The organism is Cohnella sp. GCM10020058 (assembly GCF_042683485.1).
Lineage (GTDB): Bacteria > Bacillota > Bacilli > Paenibacillales > Paenibacillaceae > Cohnella.
Window position 1 is genome coordinate 102617 of record NZ_JBHUJV010000009.1, and the last position, 15973, is coordinate 118589.

At 55.4% G+C, this 15973-nt stretch carries 12 protein-coding genes; 6 read left to right on the top strand and 6 right to left on the bottom strand.

Annotated features, from left to right (window positions below; genetic code table 11):
* The first annotated feature begins 70 nt into the window (after nt 1-70).
* Together ACFSR7_RS16070 and ACFSR7_RS16075 are read left to right on the top strand one after the other, a co-directional pair.
* Nucleotides 71-1195: an SGNH/GDSL hydrolase family protein gene (locus ACFSR7_RS16070; protein ID WP_378163220.1), complete on the top strand. Its 1125-nt coding sequence runs from the start codon at nt 71-73 to the stop codon at nt 1193-1195.
* 20 nt (nt 1196-1215) lie between these two features.
* Nucleotides 1216-1713, top strand: a complete 498-nt coding sequence (locus ACFSR7_RS16075) for an SRPBCC family protein (protein ID WP_378163222.1) — start codon at nt 1216-1218, stop codon at nt 1711-1713.
* 99 nt (nt 1714-1812) lie between these two features.
* On the opposite strand, the gene ACFSR7_RS16080 is transcribed toward ACFSR7_RS16075, so the two are convergent.
* Nucleotides 1813-2436, bottom strand: coding sequence for an FMN-dependent NADH-azoreductase (locus ACFSR7_RS16080; protein ID WP_378163223.1), 624 nt, complete (start codon nt 2434-2436; stop codon nt 1813-1815).
* A 320-nt stretch (nt 2437-2756) separates the two neighbouring features.
* Between ACFSR7_RS16080 and ACFSR7_RS16085 the strand changes: the two genes are divergently transcribed.
* A complete protein-coding gene (locus ACFSR7_RS16085) occupies nt 2757-5531 on the top strand; it encodes an MBL fold metallo-hydrolase (RefSeq protein ID WP_378163225.1) in 2775 nt (924 codons plus the stop codon).
* 347 nt (nt 5532-5878) lie between these two features.
* Here the strand turns inward: ACFSR7_RS16085 and ACFSR7_RS16090 are convergent, their stop codons facing one another.
* Entirely contained in the window at nt 5879-10531 is a 4653-nt protein-coding gene (locus tag ACFSR7_RS16090; protein ID WP_378163226.1) for a polysaccharide lyase, read from the bottom strand.
* 482 nt (nt 10532-11013) lie between these two features.
* Here ACFSR7_RS16090 and rlmH point away from each other — a divergent pair, with 482 nt between their 5' ends.
* The 3 genes from rlmH (at nt 11014) to ACFSR7_RS16105 (ending at nt 13804) form a co-directional block, all read left to right on the top strand.
* Nucleotides 11014-11493, top strand: a complete 480-nt coding sequence (gene rlmH / locus ACFSR7_RS16095; protein ID WP_378164606.1) for a 23S rRNA (pseudouridine(1915)-N(3))-methyltransferase RlmH — start codon at nt 11014-11016, stop codon at nt 11491-11493.
* A 170-nt stretch (nt 11494-11663) separates the two neighbouring features.
* Nucleotides 11664-12599, top strand: coding sequence for a serine/threonine protein kinase (locus ACFSR7_RS16100; RefSeq protein WP_378163228.1), 936 nt, complete (start codon nt 11664-11666; stop codon nt 12597-12599).
* On the top strand, nt 12596-13804 hold the full coding sequence (locus ACFSR7_RS16105; protein ID WP_378163230.1) for a hypothetical protein: 1209 nt from the start codon (nt 12596-12598) through the stop codon (nt 13802-13804). Before ACFSR7_RS16100 ends, ACFSR7_RS16105 begins: the two co-directional genes overlap by 4 nt.
* On the opposite strand, the gene ACFSR7_RS16110 is transcribed toward ACFSR7_RS16105, so the two are convergent.
* The 4 genes from ACFSR7_RS16110 to ACFSR7_RS16125 all read right to left on the bottom strand — a co-directional run bounded on the left by ACFSR7_RS16110 (nt 13772) and on the right by ACFSR7_RS16125 (nt 15972).
* Entirely contained in the window at nt 13772-14488 is a 717-nt protein-coding gene (locus ACFSR7_RS16110; RefSeq protein ID WP_378163232.1) for a helix-turn-helix domain-containing protein, read from the bottom strand. The genes ACFSR7_RS16105 and ACFSR7_RS16110 overlap by 33 nt on opposite strands.
* 314 nt (nt 14489-14802) lie before the next feature.
* Nucleotides 14803-15183 carry a hypothetical protein gene (locus ACFSR7_RS16115; protein WP_378163234.1) on the bottom strand — a complete coding sequence of 127 codons (381 nt, stop codon included), beginning with the start codon at nt 15181-15183 and terminating at the stop codon, nt 14803-14805.
* A gap of 64 nt (nt 15184-15247) precedes the next feature.
* The gene (locus tag ACFSR7_RS16120) at nt 15248-15511 is read right to left on the bottom strand and encodes a DUF6809 family protein (RefSeq protein ID WP_378163236.1); all 264 of its coding nucleotides are present in this window, start codon (nt 15509-15511) and stop codon (nt 15248-15250) included.
* A 137-nt stretch (nt 15512-15648) separates the two neighbouring features.
* Nucleotides 15649-15972, bottom strand: coding sequence for a hypothetical protein (locus tag ACFSR7_RS16125; protein WP_378163238.1), 324 nt, complete (start codon nt 15970-15972; stop codon nt 15649-15651).
* Between the last annotated feature and the right edge of the window lies 1 nt (nt 15973).

A 15973-nucleotide genomic window follows, 5' to 3' on the forward strand; every position in this document is an offset into this window, starting at 1 on the left:
GCATCTCAGTTGATGGGATAAGCCGGACAAGATAGAATCGGAGACAACGGGCGAAACGGGGGAACGGTTAATGAAGACAAACGATAAGCTGAGAACGTACGCGCTGTCCGAGATTGCGCATACGAAGGTGCATGGGCGCACGACGGGGCGTCTCGATCCGATGACCTTGTTCTGGACGGGAAGCGGCGTCGAGTGGAACGTGAAGGCAGGCGAGCTGTGGATCGAAGTCGAAGCGGATTACGATCGCAACGAGCCGTGGATCAGCGTTGTCGTGAACGGTGCGCCGGTGAGCAGGCAGATGATTACGGCGGGCAGGCACTGGCTGTGCGTGTTCAGGGTCATGAACGAGGATACCGTTAAAAACGTGCGGATCGTCAAGGATACGCAGGCGATGAGCGGCGACCCGGGCTGCCTGCTGCAGATCCGGTCGGTACGGTGCGACGGCGAATTCTTGCCTGTTGCGGACAAGCCGCACAAGATCGAGTTCGTCGGCGACAGCATCACGTCTGGGGAAGGCGCGATCGGCGCGACCGTCGAGCAGGACTGGATCCCGATGTGGTTCAGCGCCATCGACAACTATGCCGCGATGACGGCCGAGGCGCTGGACGCCGAATACCGGATCTTGTCGCAGAGCGGTTGGGGCGTGGTGACGGGCTGGGACAACAATCCGCATGCGAGCCTCCCGGCCTATTACGAGCAGGTAGGCGGATTGCTGGAGGGAGAGCGGAACGGCGAGCTGGGCGCGCGGGATGAGAACGACTTCGCCGCCTGGCAGCCGGATGTGGTAGTCGTCAACCTGGGGACCAACGACGACGGGGCGTTCCACTACCAGGCATGGCGGGACCCGCAGACGGGCGAGACGTACGAGCAGCGGTTAAATGCGGACGGCACGATGAACGCGGACGACTTGGCGGTCTTCGAGCGGGCGGTGGCGCAGTTCGTGGGCAAGCTGCGGCGCTGCAATCGGGATGCGCACATCGTATGGGCGTACGGCATGCTCGGCTCGGCGATGCTGCCCGCAATCGAGCGGGCGGTCGGTGCGTATCGGGCGCAGTCGGGGGACGAGAAGGTGACGGTCGTGGAGCTGCCGGGGATGACGGACGATACCGCCGGCGCGCGGAATCATCCCGGCAAGTCGGCGCATGCGCAGGCTGCGGGGGTGCTGGTCGGGGCGATCCGGCCACTGCTTGATTAAATACGAGAGGGGCATTCGAGATGCTGGCAGTTATCCGATCGATCGAGAACGGCGGGGCGTACGAGGCGCGGTTTGAGCGTGTATGGGGCCACTCGGTCGCGTCCGTGTGGGCAATGCTGACCGATAATGAGCAGTTGGCGAAATGGTTTCCCGAGCTGAGCGTGGAGGATCTGCGCGTCGGCGGGGCATTCAAGTTCGACATGGGCAGCGGTAGCGCGGAGACGATGGAGATTCTCGCGCTCGAGCCGCTCGCCGTGCTCGCGTATACGTGGGCGGAGGATCGCGTCCGCTTCGAGCTCGCGGAGACGCCGGAGGGCTGCCGGCTCGCGCTGATCGAGCGCATCGCGCGAATCACCGATCATACGCCGCGCGACCTCGCAGGCTGGCATGTGTGCCTGGACGTCATCGCCGCGCTGCTGGACGGCAGGGCGGTGGAGTCGCGCAAGGCGTTGTGGGAGAAGGAATATGAGGCGTATAAGGGATTGATCGATCGGGTGCGTGCGGGTGCGAGCGAATAGACAGATGGCGTCTCTGCGTTCCATCGACAGCCAAGATCCGAATCATTGCCCGGGGGCAATGGATCGGATCTTTTGCTTCCCTTGCGCTCACTTTGATTTTCAGAACCGGATTGCCAATTCAGTTGTCTTCCGAAGGCCGCTGTCAACAATGTCCATCGGATCGCCGCTATGATGATGTCCTTCGATGACGATCACTTCCGGATGTCGAATTCCCCACAAGCCTATCATGTTTCGCATATAGGTAACCGCCATCTCATAAGGTGCCGTCTCAACGGTCGAGTAGCTGCCGCCCCTCGCGTTGAGCAGCGCGACCTTCTTGTCCTCGACCAATCCAACCGGACCCTGCGACGTAAACTTGAAGGTCTTGCCCACTTGCGACAGATAGGACACATAAGTGATCAGCGGCGCGGGAACCGTGCCGTTCCATAACGGAAAGGCGAATACGACCTTATCTGCTTCAAGAAATTGATCTAAATATCGATGGACCAGTCGAGCGGCTTCCTCTTCTTGCGGCGTTAGCTGCGCACCTTGATCGATGCTGCGCAGGCCGCTAATGGCCTTGTCGCCGTAATACGGCAGCTCCGCCTGGTAAAGGTCCAGCACGTCCACCTGATCGTCAGGGTGCGCTTCTTGGTATGCATGTAAAAACGCTTCGTACATCCGTACGCTTACGGATTGATCGGCCGGGCGATCGTTGGCCTTTACCATCAACATTTTTGCCATTGGCATTTCCTCCTGAGGGTTAGTCTCTTTGGTTGCTGACTGCCTCAGGATAAACAACAAAGTATGACATCAGTGTGTCATAGTTCGGGGAAATTGCCGCCCCTACCTCGAATGCCTTAAGCCTGCGCGTCCGGCAGATCGACCGCTCTCAGCAAGGATTCATTTGCCGCATTGAAGCCCCGCTGGAGCTATACCGTGACAAAGACGTAGTATAATGATTGAGGTAAATTAAAAGCTGCTGCTGAGTGAGCAAAGCGGGCTTCTTAAGTGTCGGACTTTTTACTGACCGGTTAGTATGAACGTTGCAGGAGGCGTAAACATTGAAGCTGACGGTACTGGGCGGGGGGAGCGAAGTTGGCGCCTCTTCGATTCATGTGGAGATGAACGGCACGAGGCTGCTGATCGATGCGGGGATGCGGATGCACCAGGACGATCCGATGCCCTCGCTGGGCCTGTTGGAGGAGCTTGGCGGCATCGACGGCATATTGGTGACGCACGCGCATGCCGATCATATCGGGGCCTTGCCGGTCGTGCGGGCGATGCACCCGAATGTGCCGATCTATGCCACTCCGCCGACGATCGATCTGATGCGTATTATGATGCAGGATTCCTATCGCTTGTTAGAGTCCAGATGCAAGCAGGAGCAGCGGCTGATGCCCTATACGGAGCAGCAGATGCAGGATTTGCTCGCGTCCCTGCTCGCATTCCCGGCTTCGGGCAAGATGCGGATCGGCAATCTGACCGTGGAAGCGTGGCGCGCGGGGCATATTCTCGGGGCGGTCATGTTCGGGCTAACCGGCGGCGACGAGCGATTGCTCGTTACCGGCGACATCTCGTTCCAGGCGGGTCGCACGATTCAGGGCGTGAAGCTGCCATACGGCTTCCAGCCTCACACGGTCGTCATGGAATCGACTTACGGGAACCGCGTACATACGGATCGGCAAATGGAAGAGAAGCGGTTGGTCGAAAATGTGGCTGAAGTCATTGCCGGCGGAGGATTCGCATTAATTCCGGCATTTGCGCTCGGGCGGTCGCAGGAAATTCTGCTTCTGCTGCAGGATTATATGGAGCGAGGACTGATCCCGTCGTTCCCGATCTATGTGGACGGGATGGTGACGTCTATTTGTCGCATCTATCGCGACTATCCGCAATATCTCAAAGGGCCTGTCGCGCACCGCATTCGCCAGCATAACGATGTGTTTCTGACCGAGGGCCGCTGCGTGGCGGTCAAGGACACGAAGCAGCGCGAGATGCTTTTGCAGGGCAAGCCGGGTTGCATCGTCGCTTCATCCGGCATGCTGGTCGGAGGGGCGAGCCAGTGGTATGCGGAGCGCCTTATCGGCGGGGAGAAGAATGCGATCTTCATCACCGGTTATCAGGATGAGGAGAGCCCGGGGCGCAAGCTGCTGGCGCTCGCGGAAGCGACGGGAGACAGAACGCTGGAGCTGAACGGCGTCGTTCATCCGGTTCGCTGCCGCTTCGACAAGTTCGGCTTGTCCGCGCATGCGGATGCGATGGAGATGACCCGATTTATCGAGCAATTGCAGCCGGCGCATACGCTTCTTGTTCACGGCGACGACGACGCGCGCTTCCAGTTGTCCCAGCGGATCGACCCCGCTTTCGGGCCGTTGCTCGTGGAAAACGGGCACAGCTACGAATGGTCCGCTGCGCCGCCTCGTCCGGGCGGCAGCGAGCGCGCGGCCCTCCGCGGGCATCGGCAATCCGGCCTGGAGGACTATGTCGGCGAGCTGCTGTTGTTGCGGGATGAAGACGATAAGCTCTATCCCGCTATATGCATCGGCATCCATAGCAAGATGCGTACGCTGACTTGCCAGACGTTCCGCAGGAAGGCCATCGTGAAGGCGGGCACGTCGTCGGTGGCGGAGACGCTGGGCAAGTGGGGCGGAGCGGTCGACGAGCTGGAGGAGACGCTCCCGACCGTAATGGCGTATTCGCGGCCGCGGCTGCGGGAGCTGCACTGGGAGCGGCTGCAGGCTCCGGCGCAAGCGACGTTGCCGGAGGTGTGCGCGGCGATCGGGGCGGATTCGATCGGGCACAAGCTTGCCGCGGGACTTGCGCTGCTGGCCTTGCCTGATTCGCATAGACATCGCGTGCGGCAGGGCGAACGGGACTGGGTGCTCTATACGTTGGACGAATCGGCAATCGCGGCGTTAAGCAATCTGTCGCTGCCCGTCCAAAGCATTCGCATGGACCCGGCCACCGCGTTGAATACGGTGCGTGAGCGGATGAGCGGGCATCCGCGGTTTCTCCGATGCGGCACGGAAGGGATAGACGGCGCCCATCCCGCGGTCGTGGTCGCCTTCGATTATCCCGATGCGGTCGGAGCCGACGAGCGTGAGCGCATCGCCGGGGAGTTGCGGGAGCTGACAGGCTGGACCGTGCGCTTCTCCGATTCAGTGCGGCAGGATCAGATGGCACAGTTGGCGAGGACGCTCCTTGGCGCCGGGCTCGTAGGGAACCCGTCGATTCATTTGCAGACGAAACAGCTTGTCGTGCAATGTGCGGAACCGCCGGATTGGGCGGACATTCGGACGAAGTTCAATCGGGAAACGGGATATGAGCTGGTGCTAAGCGGACAAGCCGGGACAAACGGCGCGTCTGCGGCAGGTTTCGCATCCGCCGCCGGCGGCACGGAGGATATCGCGCTTCCCGGCCCCGGCAGCTTCCCGATGGAGGCGAATCAGGCGCAGCAGGAGATTAAGCGCTGGGCCGAGGAGAACAACCTGACCATCTACAAAGCGAGCCTTCACCAGACAGCCTCCGGCAGGCTGATGGAGCTTCATTTTATTACGCCGCAAGTTGCTGTTCGATACAGAGCGCGGATGGCAGAGCTTGCCGACCGGATTGGGCTGCCGATCTCCTATGCGCGCAATCCGAAGCAGAACGAAGTGCTGGCGGTCGTTATGCAGCGGGTTCCCCCGGCTTGGGGCGTCAAGAAGACGCCGTCCATTCGTATGGACAAGGGGGAGGTTACCGTGAAGACGGCGAACGCCGCTGCAATCGAAGCGGAAGAGAAGGCAACCGTGATCGCCGACATTAAGCAACTGACGGGGTATGAACTGATCGTCGATTGATTTATTGAAAAATGAAAGCACCCGCCCTTCCTTGATGGACAGGCCGGGAGCCTCTGTGAGGAAGGGCTTAATCGGTCCTTCCTTTCGCTTTTAATTCGCAAGCGTCGGAACCGCGATAGCTTTAAAAGTACCACATGCTGCTGCATCTATGTCACTTGTCCGGCGCCGGCAGCAGAATCGCATATTTCAACCCTTCGGGTGCTTGAACTTCAATCCAGCAGCTCGGAAAACTTGCCGTAGCTTCGCCCCGTCTTGAGGCGGTATTGGCGCCAATAAGCTGACTCAGCGCGGCTGTGAACGGTTACGATCAAAAGGCACCTGGGCAGGTGCCTTTTGACTTTGTATGATCAAGCTTGCGCGTCCGGCAGATCGATGGCCCTCAGCAAAGCGACGATCGACTCGGCAAAAGTCGCGTTGCCTCCCGGCTGGAACGCCTGGCCGCCGCGGCCTCGCAGCACGCCTTGCTGGCTCAGCGCGTAGACGCTGTCTCGCGCCCATGCCGGGAGCGACTTGTCGTCCGCGAAGACGGACGCCGACGGAACTGAGCTAGCCGACAGCTTGAGCGCTCGGGCCAGCATGACGGCCATCTGCGCGCGCGTCACTTCTTGCTCGGGCCGGAAGCTGCCGTCCTCGAAGCCGTTGACAATGCCGGCCCGGACCGCTGCGGCGACGGCACGCTGCTGCTCGTCGCCCAGTCCCGACACGTCGGCAAAAGGCGTGGCGCCGTCGGGCGCTTCAAGGCCCAGCGCGCGAACGAGCAGCTGCACCCATTCCGTCCGGCTGACCGGTTTGTTGGGGTTGAACGGTTGGCCGAGGGGCGGCAGGTCCCAGATTTTCAGCTCCGCTGCCCGGATCAGGTCCGCCTTGGCCCAGTGGTAGGCGATGACCTTCATCACTTCCTTCAGCTCCGCCTCGGGCAGCTGGGAGCCGGGATCGTCCTGGCCGGATTGGCCGCCGCTGCCGTTGCTGTTGCCGGACTGATTCCCGTTGCCACTGCCATTGTTATTGCCATTCCCGTTTCCGTTCCCATTCCCGTTATCCGGATTGTTTCCATTGCCATTCCCATTGCCATTTCCGTTGTCCGGATCGCCGCCGTCGTCTCCCGACGTGCCGTAGATACGAACCTCGGTGATGCTGTTCCACTTGTTGATCGTGTTGCCGGAGCCCGAGATGCGGATATACCGGCCCTTGGCGTTGTCCAGCGCAAACTGCTCAAGGTCCGTAAAGCGCCCGGAGCTCTTGCCGTCGAACAGGGTGCGCCACGTCTCTCCGTCGTCGGACACCTCGATGCGGAAGATCGTCGACCGCGCGGCGCCCTGGAAAAAGGCGATCGAGATCTGCGACAGCGCGCGGCTCTTGCCCAGATCGTACCGGATCCACTGCTCGCCCTCGGCCGACCAGCGGGTCGACAAGTCGCCGTCGATCGTTTTCTCCGGCCCGTTGCCTTCCTCATGGCCGCTGTCCGTAACGCCGACCGGTTGAATTCGCAGCTGCGCCAGCGGATCGTCGGCCGCATAGTCGCAGCCGCCTGCGTTCAGCTCGCACATGTCCGCGCGATGAGGCGACACTTTGACATCGTCGTACCAGACGTACGAGTCGTTGGCCGGCACATAGTCCTCGGTCGCGCCGCCGAAGAAGGAGGAGAAGTAAGCCTTGTCCACCTTGTCGGCGTTGGTCACGAAGCGCAGGCCGGTCACCTTTGTCGCGTGCTGGCCGTTGTACCAGATCTCCACCTCGCCGTCGGGATTGGCCTGGCCGTTCGTGACGGTGTTTACTTTTACCCGCTGGACGATGTTGAACCATTCGCCCTTCGGATAATAGACAGGCGAGCCATTGCGATAATTGAGGTCGGCCTCGTCACCATATTGTCCCGCGTTGCCCATCGAGTAAATATAGACAGCCGCTTGCCCGTCCTTGCGCCAGATGAGGCGGGAGCTGAAGCCATTTTCACCCGTGCAGATCTGACCGCCGGAGCAAGCCGCGCCGCCCGCCAGGCCGATGCCCAGCTTGCCGCCGAACTGCTTGGTGCCCCAGCTAAAGTTCTCGTCAAACCGCACCCAATACGACAAGTAATACTCGTCGGCAGGCTTCACCTCGAACGGCGCCTGATAGCCGGAAGCCTCCGGCCCGATCTTGCCCTTCGGATACAGCACCTTGAGCGACTTGAAGCCGCTGTGGCTGACGTCGGCATCGACTTGGCTCCGGTCCTCGCCGAGCAGCCACTTTGCCGTCCAGTCCATCTTCCGCCAGTCGCTTAGACCGTACGGCTCTCCGGCCGTGCCCAGCTCGAACGCGTTGACGCGCCGGTCAGCGCTCGGCGTGCCCGTGCCGGGATCATTGCCGCCATCCGGGTCGCTGCCGTCGTCGGGATCGATGCCGCCACCCGGCTCGTTGCCGCCGCCGGGATCGCCGCCGCCATTTTCCTCCGTGCCATAAAAACGTATTTCGGTGATGCTGTTCCACTTGTTGATCGTATTGCCGGAGCCTGCGATACGGATGTATCTTGCCTTGGCGTTGTTCAACGCGAACGGCTCGAGATCCGTGAACCTGCCGGAGCTCTGTCCGTCGAACAGCGTACGCCACGTGTCCCCGTCGTCGGAGGCTTCAAGGCGGAAGATCGTCGACCGCGCGGCGCCCTGAAAAAAGGCGATCGATGCCTGCGACAGCTCGCGGCTCTCGCCCAGATCGTACCGGATCCACTGCTCGCCCTCGGACGACCAGCGGGTTGACAGGTCGCCGTCGATCGTGTTTTCCGGACCGTTGCCTTCCTCATGACCGCTGTCCGTCACGCCGACCGGCTGGATGCGGTACGCCGCCATCGGATCGTCGGACGAATAGTCACAACCGCCCGTGCTGAGCTCGCACATGTCCGCGAGTCGCGTCGATACCTTGACGTCGTCGTACCAGACATACGAGTCGTTGGCCGGTACATAATCGTCGGTCGCGCCGCCGAAAAAGGAAGAGAAGTACGCCTTGTCCACCTTGTCGGCGTTGGTCACGAAGCGAAGGCCCGTCACCTTTGTCGCGTGTTGGCCGTTGTACCAGATCTCCACCTCGCCGTCGGGATTGGCCTGGCCGTTCGTAACGGTGTTCACCTTGACCCGCTGCACGATGTTGAACCAGGTTCCCTTCGGATAGTAGACGGGCGAGCCGTTGCGGTAATTGAGGTCGGCCTCGTCGCCGTACTGTCCCGCGTTGCCCATCGAATAAATGTACACGGCCGCCTGCCCGTCCTTGCGCCAGATAAGGCGGGAGCTGAAACCATTTTCGCCCGTGCAGATCTGACCGCCCGAGCATGCCGCGCCGCCAGCCAGGCCGATGCCCAGCTTGCCGCCGAACTGCTTGGTGCCCCAGCTGAAGTCCTCGCTGAACCGTACCCAATACGACAAGTAGTACTCATCCGCGGACTTGAGCTCGAACGGCGCCTGATAGCCGGAAGCCTCCGGGCCGATCTTGCCTTTCGGATACAGCACCTTGAGCGACTTGAAGCCGCTATGGCTGACCCCGTCGTCGATCTGGCTCCGGTCGTCGCCGAGCAGCCACTTCGCGGTCCAGTTCGCCTGCGTCCAGTCTGCGAGACCGTATGGCTGTCCGGCCGTCCCCGTCTCGAACGCGTTGACCAGCTTATCCTTCAGTGGCGGCCCGCCGGGATCGTCCTTTTGCACGCCGTAAATGCGCACCTCGGAGATGCTGTTCCACATGTTGACCGTATTGCCAGAGCCTGCGATGCGGATATATCGCGCCTTGGCATCGGTCAGGACAACCGGCTCGGGCTCTGTCGAATTGCCGGCGCTCTGCCCCTCGAACAGCGTGCGCCACGTATCGCCGTCGTCGGAGCCTTCGATTCGAAGCTTCGTCGACCGCACATGCCCTTGGTAAAAGGCGATCGAGATTTGCGACAGCTCGCGGCTCTCGCCCAGATCGTACCGGATCCACTGCTCGCCCTCGGCCGACCAGCGCGTCGTCAGATCGTCGTCGAGCGTATTTTCCGGACCGTTGCCTTCCTCATAGGTGCTGGCGGTCACGCTGACCGGACGAATGCGCAGATCGTGCAGCGGGTCGGTCGTCTCGTCGTCCCACTCGCCGCTGCAGCCCCCCTTGTTGAACTCGCAGATGTCGGTGCTGTTCGTGGACACTTTCACATCGTCGTACCAAATGTAAGAGTCGTTCGCCGGCGCGAAAGAAGCGGTCGCTCCCCCGGCAAAGGACGAGAAGTATGCCTTGTCCACCTTGTCGGCGTTGGTCACAAAGCGCAGGCCGGTGATTTTTGCCGCGGATTGGCCGTTGTACCAGATCTCGATCTCGCCGTCGGGATTGGCCTGGCCGTTCGTCACGGTGTTCACCTTGAGCCGCTGCACGATATTGACCCATTGCGCCTTGGGATAGTAGACGTCCGAACCGTTGTGCTGAAGCACGGCGTAGTCGCCGTACTCGCCTGCGTGGCCCATCGAGTAATAGTAGATGGCGGCCTGGCCGCCCTTGCGCCAGATGAGGCGGGAGCTGAAGCCGTTCTCGCCCGTGCAGACCTCGCCGCCGGAGCAGGCGCCGCCGCCCGCCAGGCCGATGCCGACCTTACCGGCATATTCCGTCGTGCCCCAGCTGAAATCCTGGCTGAATCTCACCCAGTAGGAGAGGTAATACTCGTCCGCCGACGGCAGCTGAAACGGCGACTGATAGCCCGAATCCTCGGGGCCGATCTTGCCTTGCGGATAGAGGACCTTGAGCGACTTGCCGCCGCTGTGGCTTGTGTTAGCGTCGATCTGGCTCCTGCCGTCGCCGAGCAGCCAGGGCGCATTCCAGCCGGCGGATGTCCAGTCGGTCAGACCGTAGGGCTGTCCTGCGGTGCCGGTGTCGAATGAATTTTGCAGTGCGCCGGAAGCTGTTACGGTTAAAGCAGGCGTGGTTGGCGCGGCCGCGGTAGCGTCGGGGGCAGGGGCAGCAGACAGGGCGCCGACCGTCAGTAGAATGGCTGTGAGAATCGTTAGCAGCGTTCGTTTCATTCTTCGCTTTCCTCCCTGATCAGGCTCGTTAGGCTTGTTTCATTTGCTTGCCGCCTTCGATCGCGCTGGTTGATCGTGTCGGTGTCGGATAAAGGTTGTGCGTCGCTGCCGGATGCGGATCAAAGCGCTTTCAATTTGCCGATGCAGCTGTGTCGGGAAAAGCGTCTCGCCCCCTCTAGTCCATGCACTCATAGCGCCGTTCGCGGATGCACTCGAGCACAGTTAGATGGCTACCTGGAGAGCTTACGCCCTGTGGGAGCGGGCTACCATTTACTAATGTTTTGGTTGTTTTCTTTTATTGAGAAAGCCGGGGCGGGCGGGTTGTTTATTATTTGGATTGTTTGCGATTTGACGGAAAGAGGGGGGTGTGGGGGCGGGGGCTGTATAAACACATGATCCTTTGCGTCCTTCGCGGCCGATGGGATAAGCTGTAGATAACAGAACGAGGATCGGAAGATCGGAAGGACGGTTGAATCATCATGATGCAAATTCAGATCGTATGCGTAGGCAAGCTGAAGGAGAAGTACTGGTTGGACGGCGTGGCCGAATATTCGAAAAGGCTGGGCGCCTACGCCAGGCTCGACATCCGCGAGCTGCCGGACGAGAAGACGCCGGACACCATGAGCCCGGCCGAAGAAGAGCAGGTCCGCGTCCGCGAAGGCGAGCGCATCCTAGCTGCGCTCAAGCCCGACGCGCACGTCGTCGTGCTCGCCATCGACGGCGACGCCTGGTCCAGCGAGCAACTCGCCGCGCATCTGGACCGCCAAGCCGTCTACGGCGGCGGCGCCGTCGCCTTCGTCATCGGCGGCTCGCTCGGCCTCTCGCCCGCCGTATTGGCCCGCGCCGACAAGAAGCTGAGCTTTGGGCGGATGACCTATCCGCACCAGCTCATGCGGGTGCTGCTGCTGGAGCAGGTGTATCGGGCGTTTAAGATTAATCGGGGGGAACCTTATCATAAGTGAATTCGAAAATAAGTGAAATACTTAATTAGAAGGTTCCGAGGAAACATTTTTTTAGGACTTTAGATTCATTTTCTGATAACAATTAACCCAAATACGACCATGTTTTCCAAAGCCGTGATACTATGTAGAAATAGAGGGTCGAGTGAAGAGTATAATGGGAGGGAACGTCCTTGCGTGCACCTGATCTGTCTGAAGAGCAAGTGCGAGAAGTTTGTCCCAATTGTAGTGATGTTAAATTCGTAGGCAAGGGAGGACAAAAAACGGTTTTCTCTTGTGTAATAGATGGGATAAAGTACGCTATTAAGTTCCTAGACCTTACAAATATACATAATCAGCCACCGCAATCGATTATGGATAGTATTCACGATACCACATCCCCGCTTGAGGATATTCGAGAGGATGTTTTGGCTAGAGCCAAAAGGGAAATTGACATCATGGATAGATGCGAGACCCCCACTTTGGTTAAGCTAGGCCCTGTCGGAATGACATTTGTAGAATATGATAACAAAAAACTTCTTTATTTTACAGAAGAATTAATTGATGGTGATGATCTACATACGATTATTAGAAGAGATAGACAAATATCGCTTCGTGAAAGTATACAACTTGGCATAGATATTGCCACGGCCATACAGAATCTTTGGAATATCAATATGGTTCACCGTGATGTAAAACCCAAGAATATTATGAGACGCGGAAATGGAACTTATGTGTTGTTAGATACCGGACTTGCGTTTGATCTTACAGATGAGTCGCTTACGGCGGCCTTTGTAACAGTAGGTACGCCCATTTACATGTCTCCCGAACAACTTAAAAATGTAAGAAGAGGGATTGATTTTCGTTCTGATCTATTTCTCTTAGGAATAGTCCTATATGAAGCGGTGACAGGACAACATCCCTTTTTCACTAGAGGAATAAACTCAATGCAATTAGTTGCTAATATAATTTCGAACGTAGTTGAGAAACCCATAAACTTACGTCCAGAGTTACCATCAAGCTTAAATAGCATAATTATGCGATTACTAGCTAAGGAGCCTCATTTACGTTATAAAACTTGCGATTCCCTCATAGAAAAACTCGTTCAGGTAAGGGAGGTTCTGAAATGAAATTGTATGTGCAACAAGGATACGGTAAGGGAACTAAGATTCAACAAGCATTAACCAATGGCGCTGTTGATGGAGTGGTTTTAAGTCCGAGGGATGATACCGAGGATAATTTGCGATTATTCCTAAATGATTTATATAACAATCATCCCGCAGCTGAAGTTTTTATAGATCCACAATTTTATTATACGATGTATATCGACGGAACGACTAAAAATTTATCTGATTACGCGTATTATCCTGGACAATTAAACATGTCATCATTTCGTTCAATACGTGAAATTCAAACGTTTGCAAAAGACACAATTGACTTCCAAATTTCTATGGGAGTTGATTACATTTTATCACCAACACTACTTATTAACAGTTTTAGTGATAGACAAACCCAAATTTGCTTAAGCCTGGCGGAAGAAACCAATGCAATACTCAAGTCGAGAGACATAAAAACTCCTCTTTTGGTATCGTTAATATTTACAGAGTCTGCACTTAATGAAACTGATCGAGTTAATGAATTTTTAAATGAAATATCTGTCCTGGAAGTGGAAGGTTTTTATTTAACCGTAGCTCGGAGCAACAAAGATTACAATCAAAACTTCGACACAGACCACGGACTATCAAATTTATTGTACTTTATTTATTCATTATCTGAAATCAACGAATTTAAAGTAGTTGTTGGTTATTCTGATATCATTGGGCTTCTTTATTTGGGTGTGGGCGCATATGGGATAGGTACTGGCTGGCATAACAGTTCAAGAAAGTTTACGATACAACAGCGGATTCTTCCTTCTACGGGCGGAAGATTACCACGTGAGAGGTACACTTCGGTACCCCTTTTAAATTCCATCCTAGTATCGGAACTTGATTCAATTGATGCGAATGTACCACAAAATTTGTTTCAAAGTATTCTATCGCGTACGGTTGAGGACAGAATTATCCTGGCAGGCTCGAATCCTTCTGATGGATGGAGTAGAGCGCTGTCTCACCAGCAACACTGGTCTGCTATTAAAAAGGCTACAATTGATATCTTTCAACGTGATGACGATATAACAACTCGACTCGATTACTTGGAGCAGGCCATTTCGAACGCGCAATCTCTATACACAATGTTGGATAGATATGCCGTTCAATTTGAAAAGGCATCTTCCAGATCACACTTGGACACATGGCAGTCCGCCTTACAAATCTTTAGAAGCCATACGAACGTTTGAATTTAATTTCATAATAGTTTTGCCTATACCGACTAAGTGGAATGCTTTTTTCCTCGGTCGGTTTTTTCTTGGCTTTAAAATCATTTTGTATTCATTCTCCGAAACAGAGATTAAACCTATACCATTAATTTTAAAATGTTCTAGGTTTTCGAGAGCAGGCTTAATATACCTAGCAGGCATAACAACTGAAGAGTAATGTGCAAAACCTAAGTAGTTAATTGCTTGATATAATGCTCTTTTCCAGTTATGGAGTTTCCCTTCATATGCGTGGAATCGAATTTGTGGAAGGAGCACTTGTGGATGAATTGTAAATCTATCCTGGTTATCTTGTTGTACAAGGCCGCACTCAGAAAGCTCTTTAAGATGTTTGCGAACAGTGGATTCAGACAATCCAGAAAGCGAAACAATTGTATTAAGTTTCTGTTTTTTCTTCGGATAAAGCACAGATAGGATTTGTGCTGGCCCAAGTCGACTTAACACTTCTTCTGATCTTCTAGGGAGACTCCAATGAGAAGTAAAGAATGCCTCAACTACATCAGCGCGTCCTTGCCAACAGTCCATTTCGCGAAGTATCAAGGTTGGTTTCGTAGAAGAATTTTGTATCAGAAAATCCTCAAAAGAATTAATCAATGTACTCTCTTTAGATTCAAAAGTATCAATAGGGTCAGCATAGCTTAAAGACATACATCTTCTCCTTTCTTCGGCTATGGTTCCCAATTAGGAGCAATAATTATACTGGATTGGCCCAAAAAAAAGCAGGTTCCTTCTGTATCCATAGGAACCGTGCTCGTTGAAAACAATAAATTATATCTCTAATATTATCATACAGGTTCAAAAATCTCGATAATTTTCTCTGATTTCCACGTAAAGGAAATACTCTGCTACAGTCATTGATTCAACCTTTCTCGGCCTGCACACTCACCACAAACCGCTCTATGCCTCCAGAGGACCCAACGCCCTCTGAAGCGCAAGAAACCCTTCTTGCCGAAGCAGAAGGGTCAAGGACGAAAAGTAGGATTCTGTTTTAGCATCGAAGCTGAGCTCCACGGCTTCGATTTTTTGTCTTTGGACACGACGATTTTGCTGACTACAAGATGTATTAAGGTCTTCCGCTGTACAAAGGTGGAGGCGTCCATTAGCTGGTCGAATGGATGATGCAGGTTGACAGCCGACACGCGCCGAATCACCTCGCGCGGGGAGCTGCGCGTGCGCAGGAGTTTGATGGAAACTGGCTCTGCGTTGTCATTGGTCATTTCAAGATCGAGGCGAGATTGTTCGTTGTGATAGCGATCCAGCTCAGCCCGTATCTCCAGAAGGCGTCCACTGAGAGTGCTCTTATCGATTCCGCCTTGTTGTTTATCCGCAAATAGAACCGTCAAGACGTTATCTCCATCTTTAATATAATGGTATACCCGTAACACAATTCGTAACCAACTCATCACGTCAGCTCAAAACCTCATTGATCATGTTAGCTCCAAGCTTGAACCCATGGATAAAGGCGGCTTCCACATGCAAGCTGTGCAGGCTCACACAAAGATCGGAATACTCTTCAAGCTCACGAAACCTCTCGTTGCTCAGTTCTTTTCTCCATTTATCGGTCATAACTCCGATTCTTTGGCTTAAGAGTCGATATTCAGGATGAGACGGCACAATTGTCTCGTCGGGATGAATCTGCCCGCGGTACAGGGCTTTTAAAATCGAATCCATGTTCATCCTCCCATGATTGTAATCGCATCGCTTGAATGAGATTTCTGCACATGGTAGGATATTTGTGCAGTCTGCTCACGTAGCGATTGCGGGATAGGAAGTGGCTCTGTTCTTCGTCGGACGCGCCGCTTCCTTCTTTATTTCTGGAGCTCGTCATACACCTTCTCAATCCCTTTGCGAACGATGTCTGAACGTGTCGTATTTAGCTTGACGGCGGAAGCATCGAGCTTTTTCATCGTATCCTGATCCATACGTATCTTGATCGTTTCGCTTTTGGGATTGTCAGATGGTGGACGCCCCATCTTTTTGGAGGACATCTCTTCACCCCACTTTTTGTCCCAACAAAAATATATTATTGTTCCCACGAAAAGTAAATCTGATTCGCTGATATTGAATGTTAATTTATACCGCTTGCAATATTCACTTGTTAGGGCTTGCCCTGAGACCTGTTCCTTCGACATT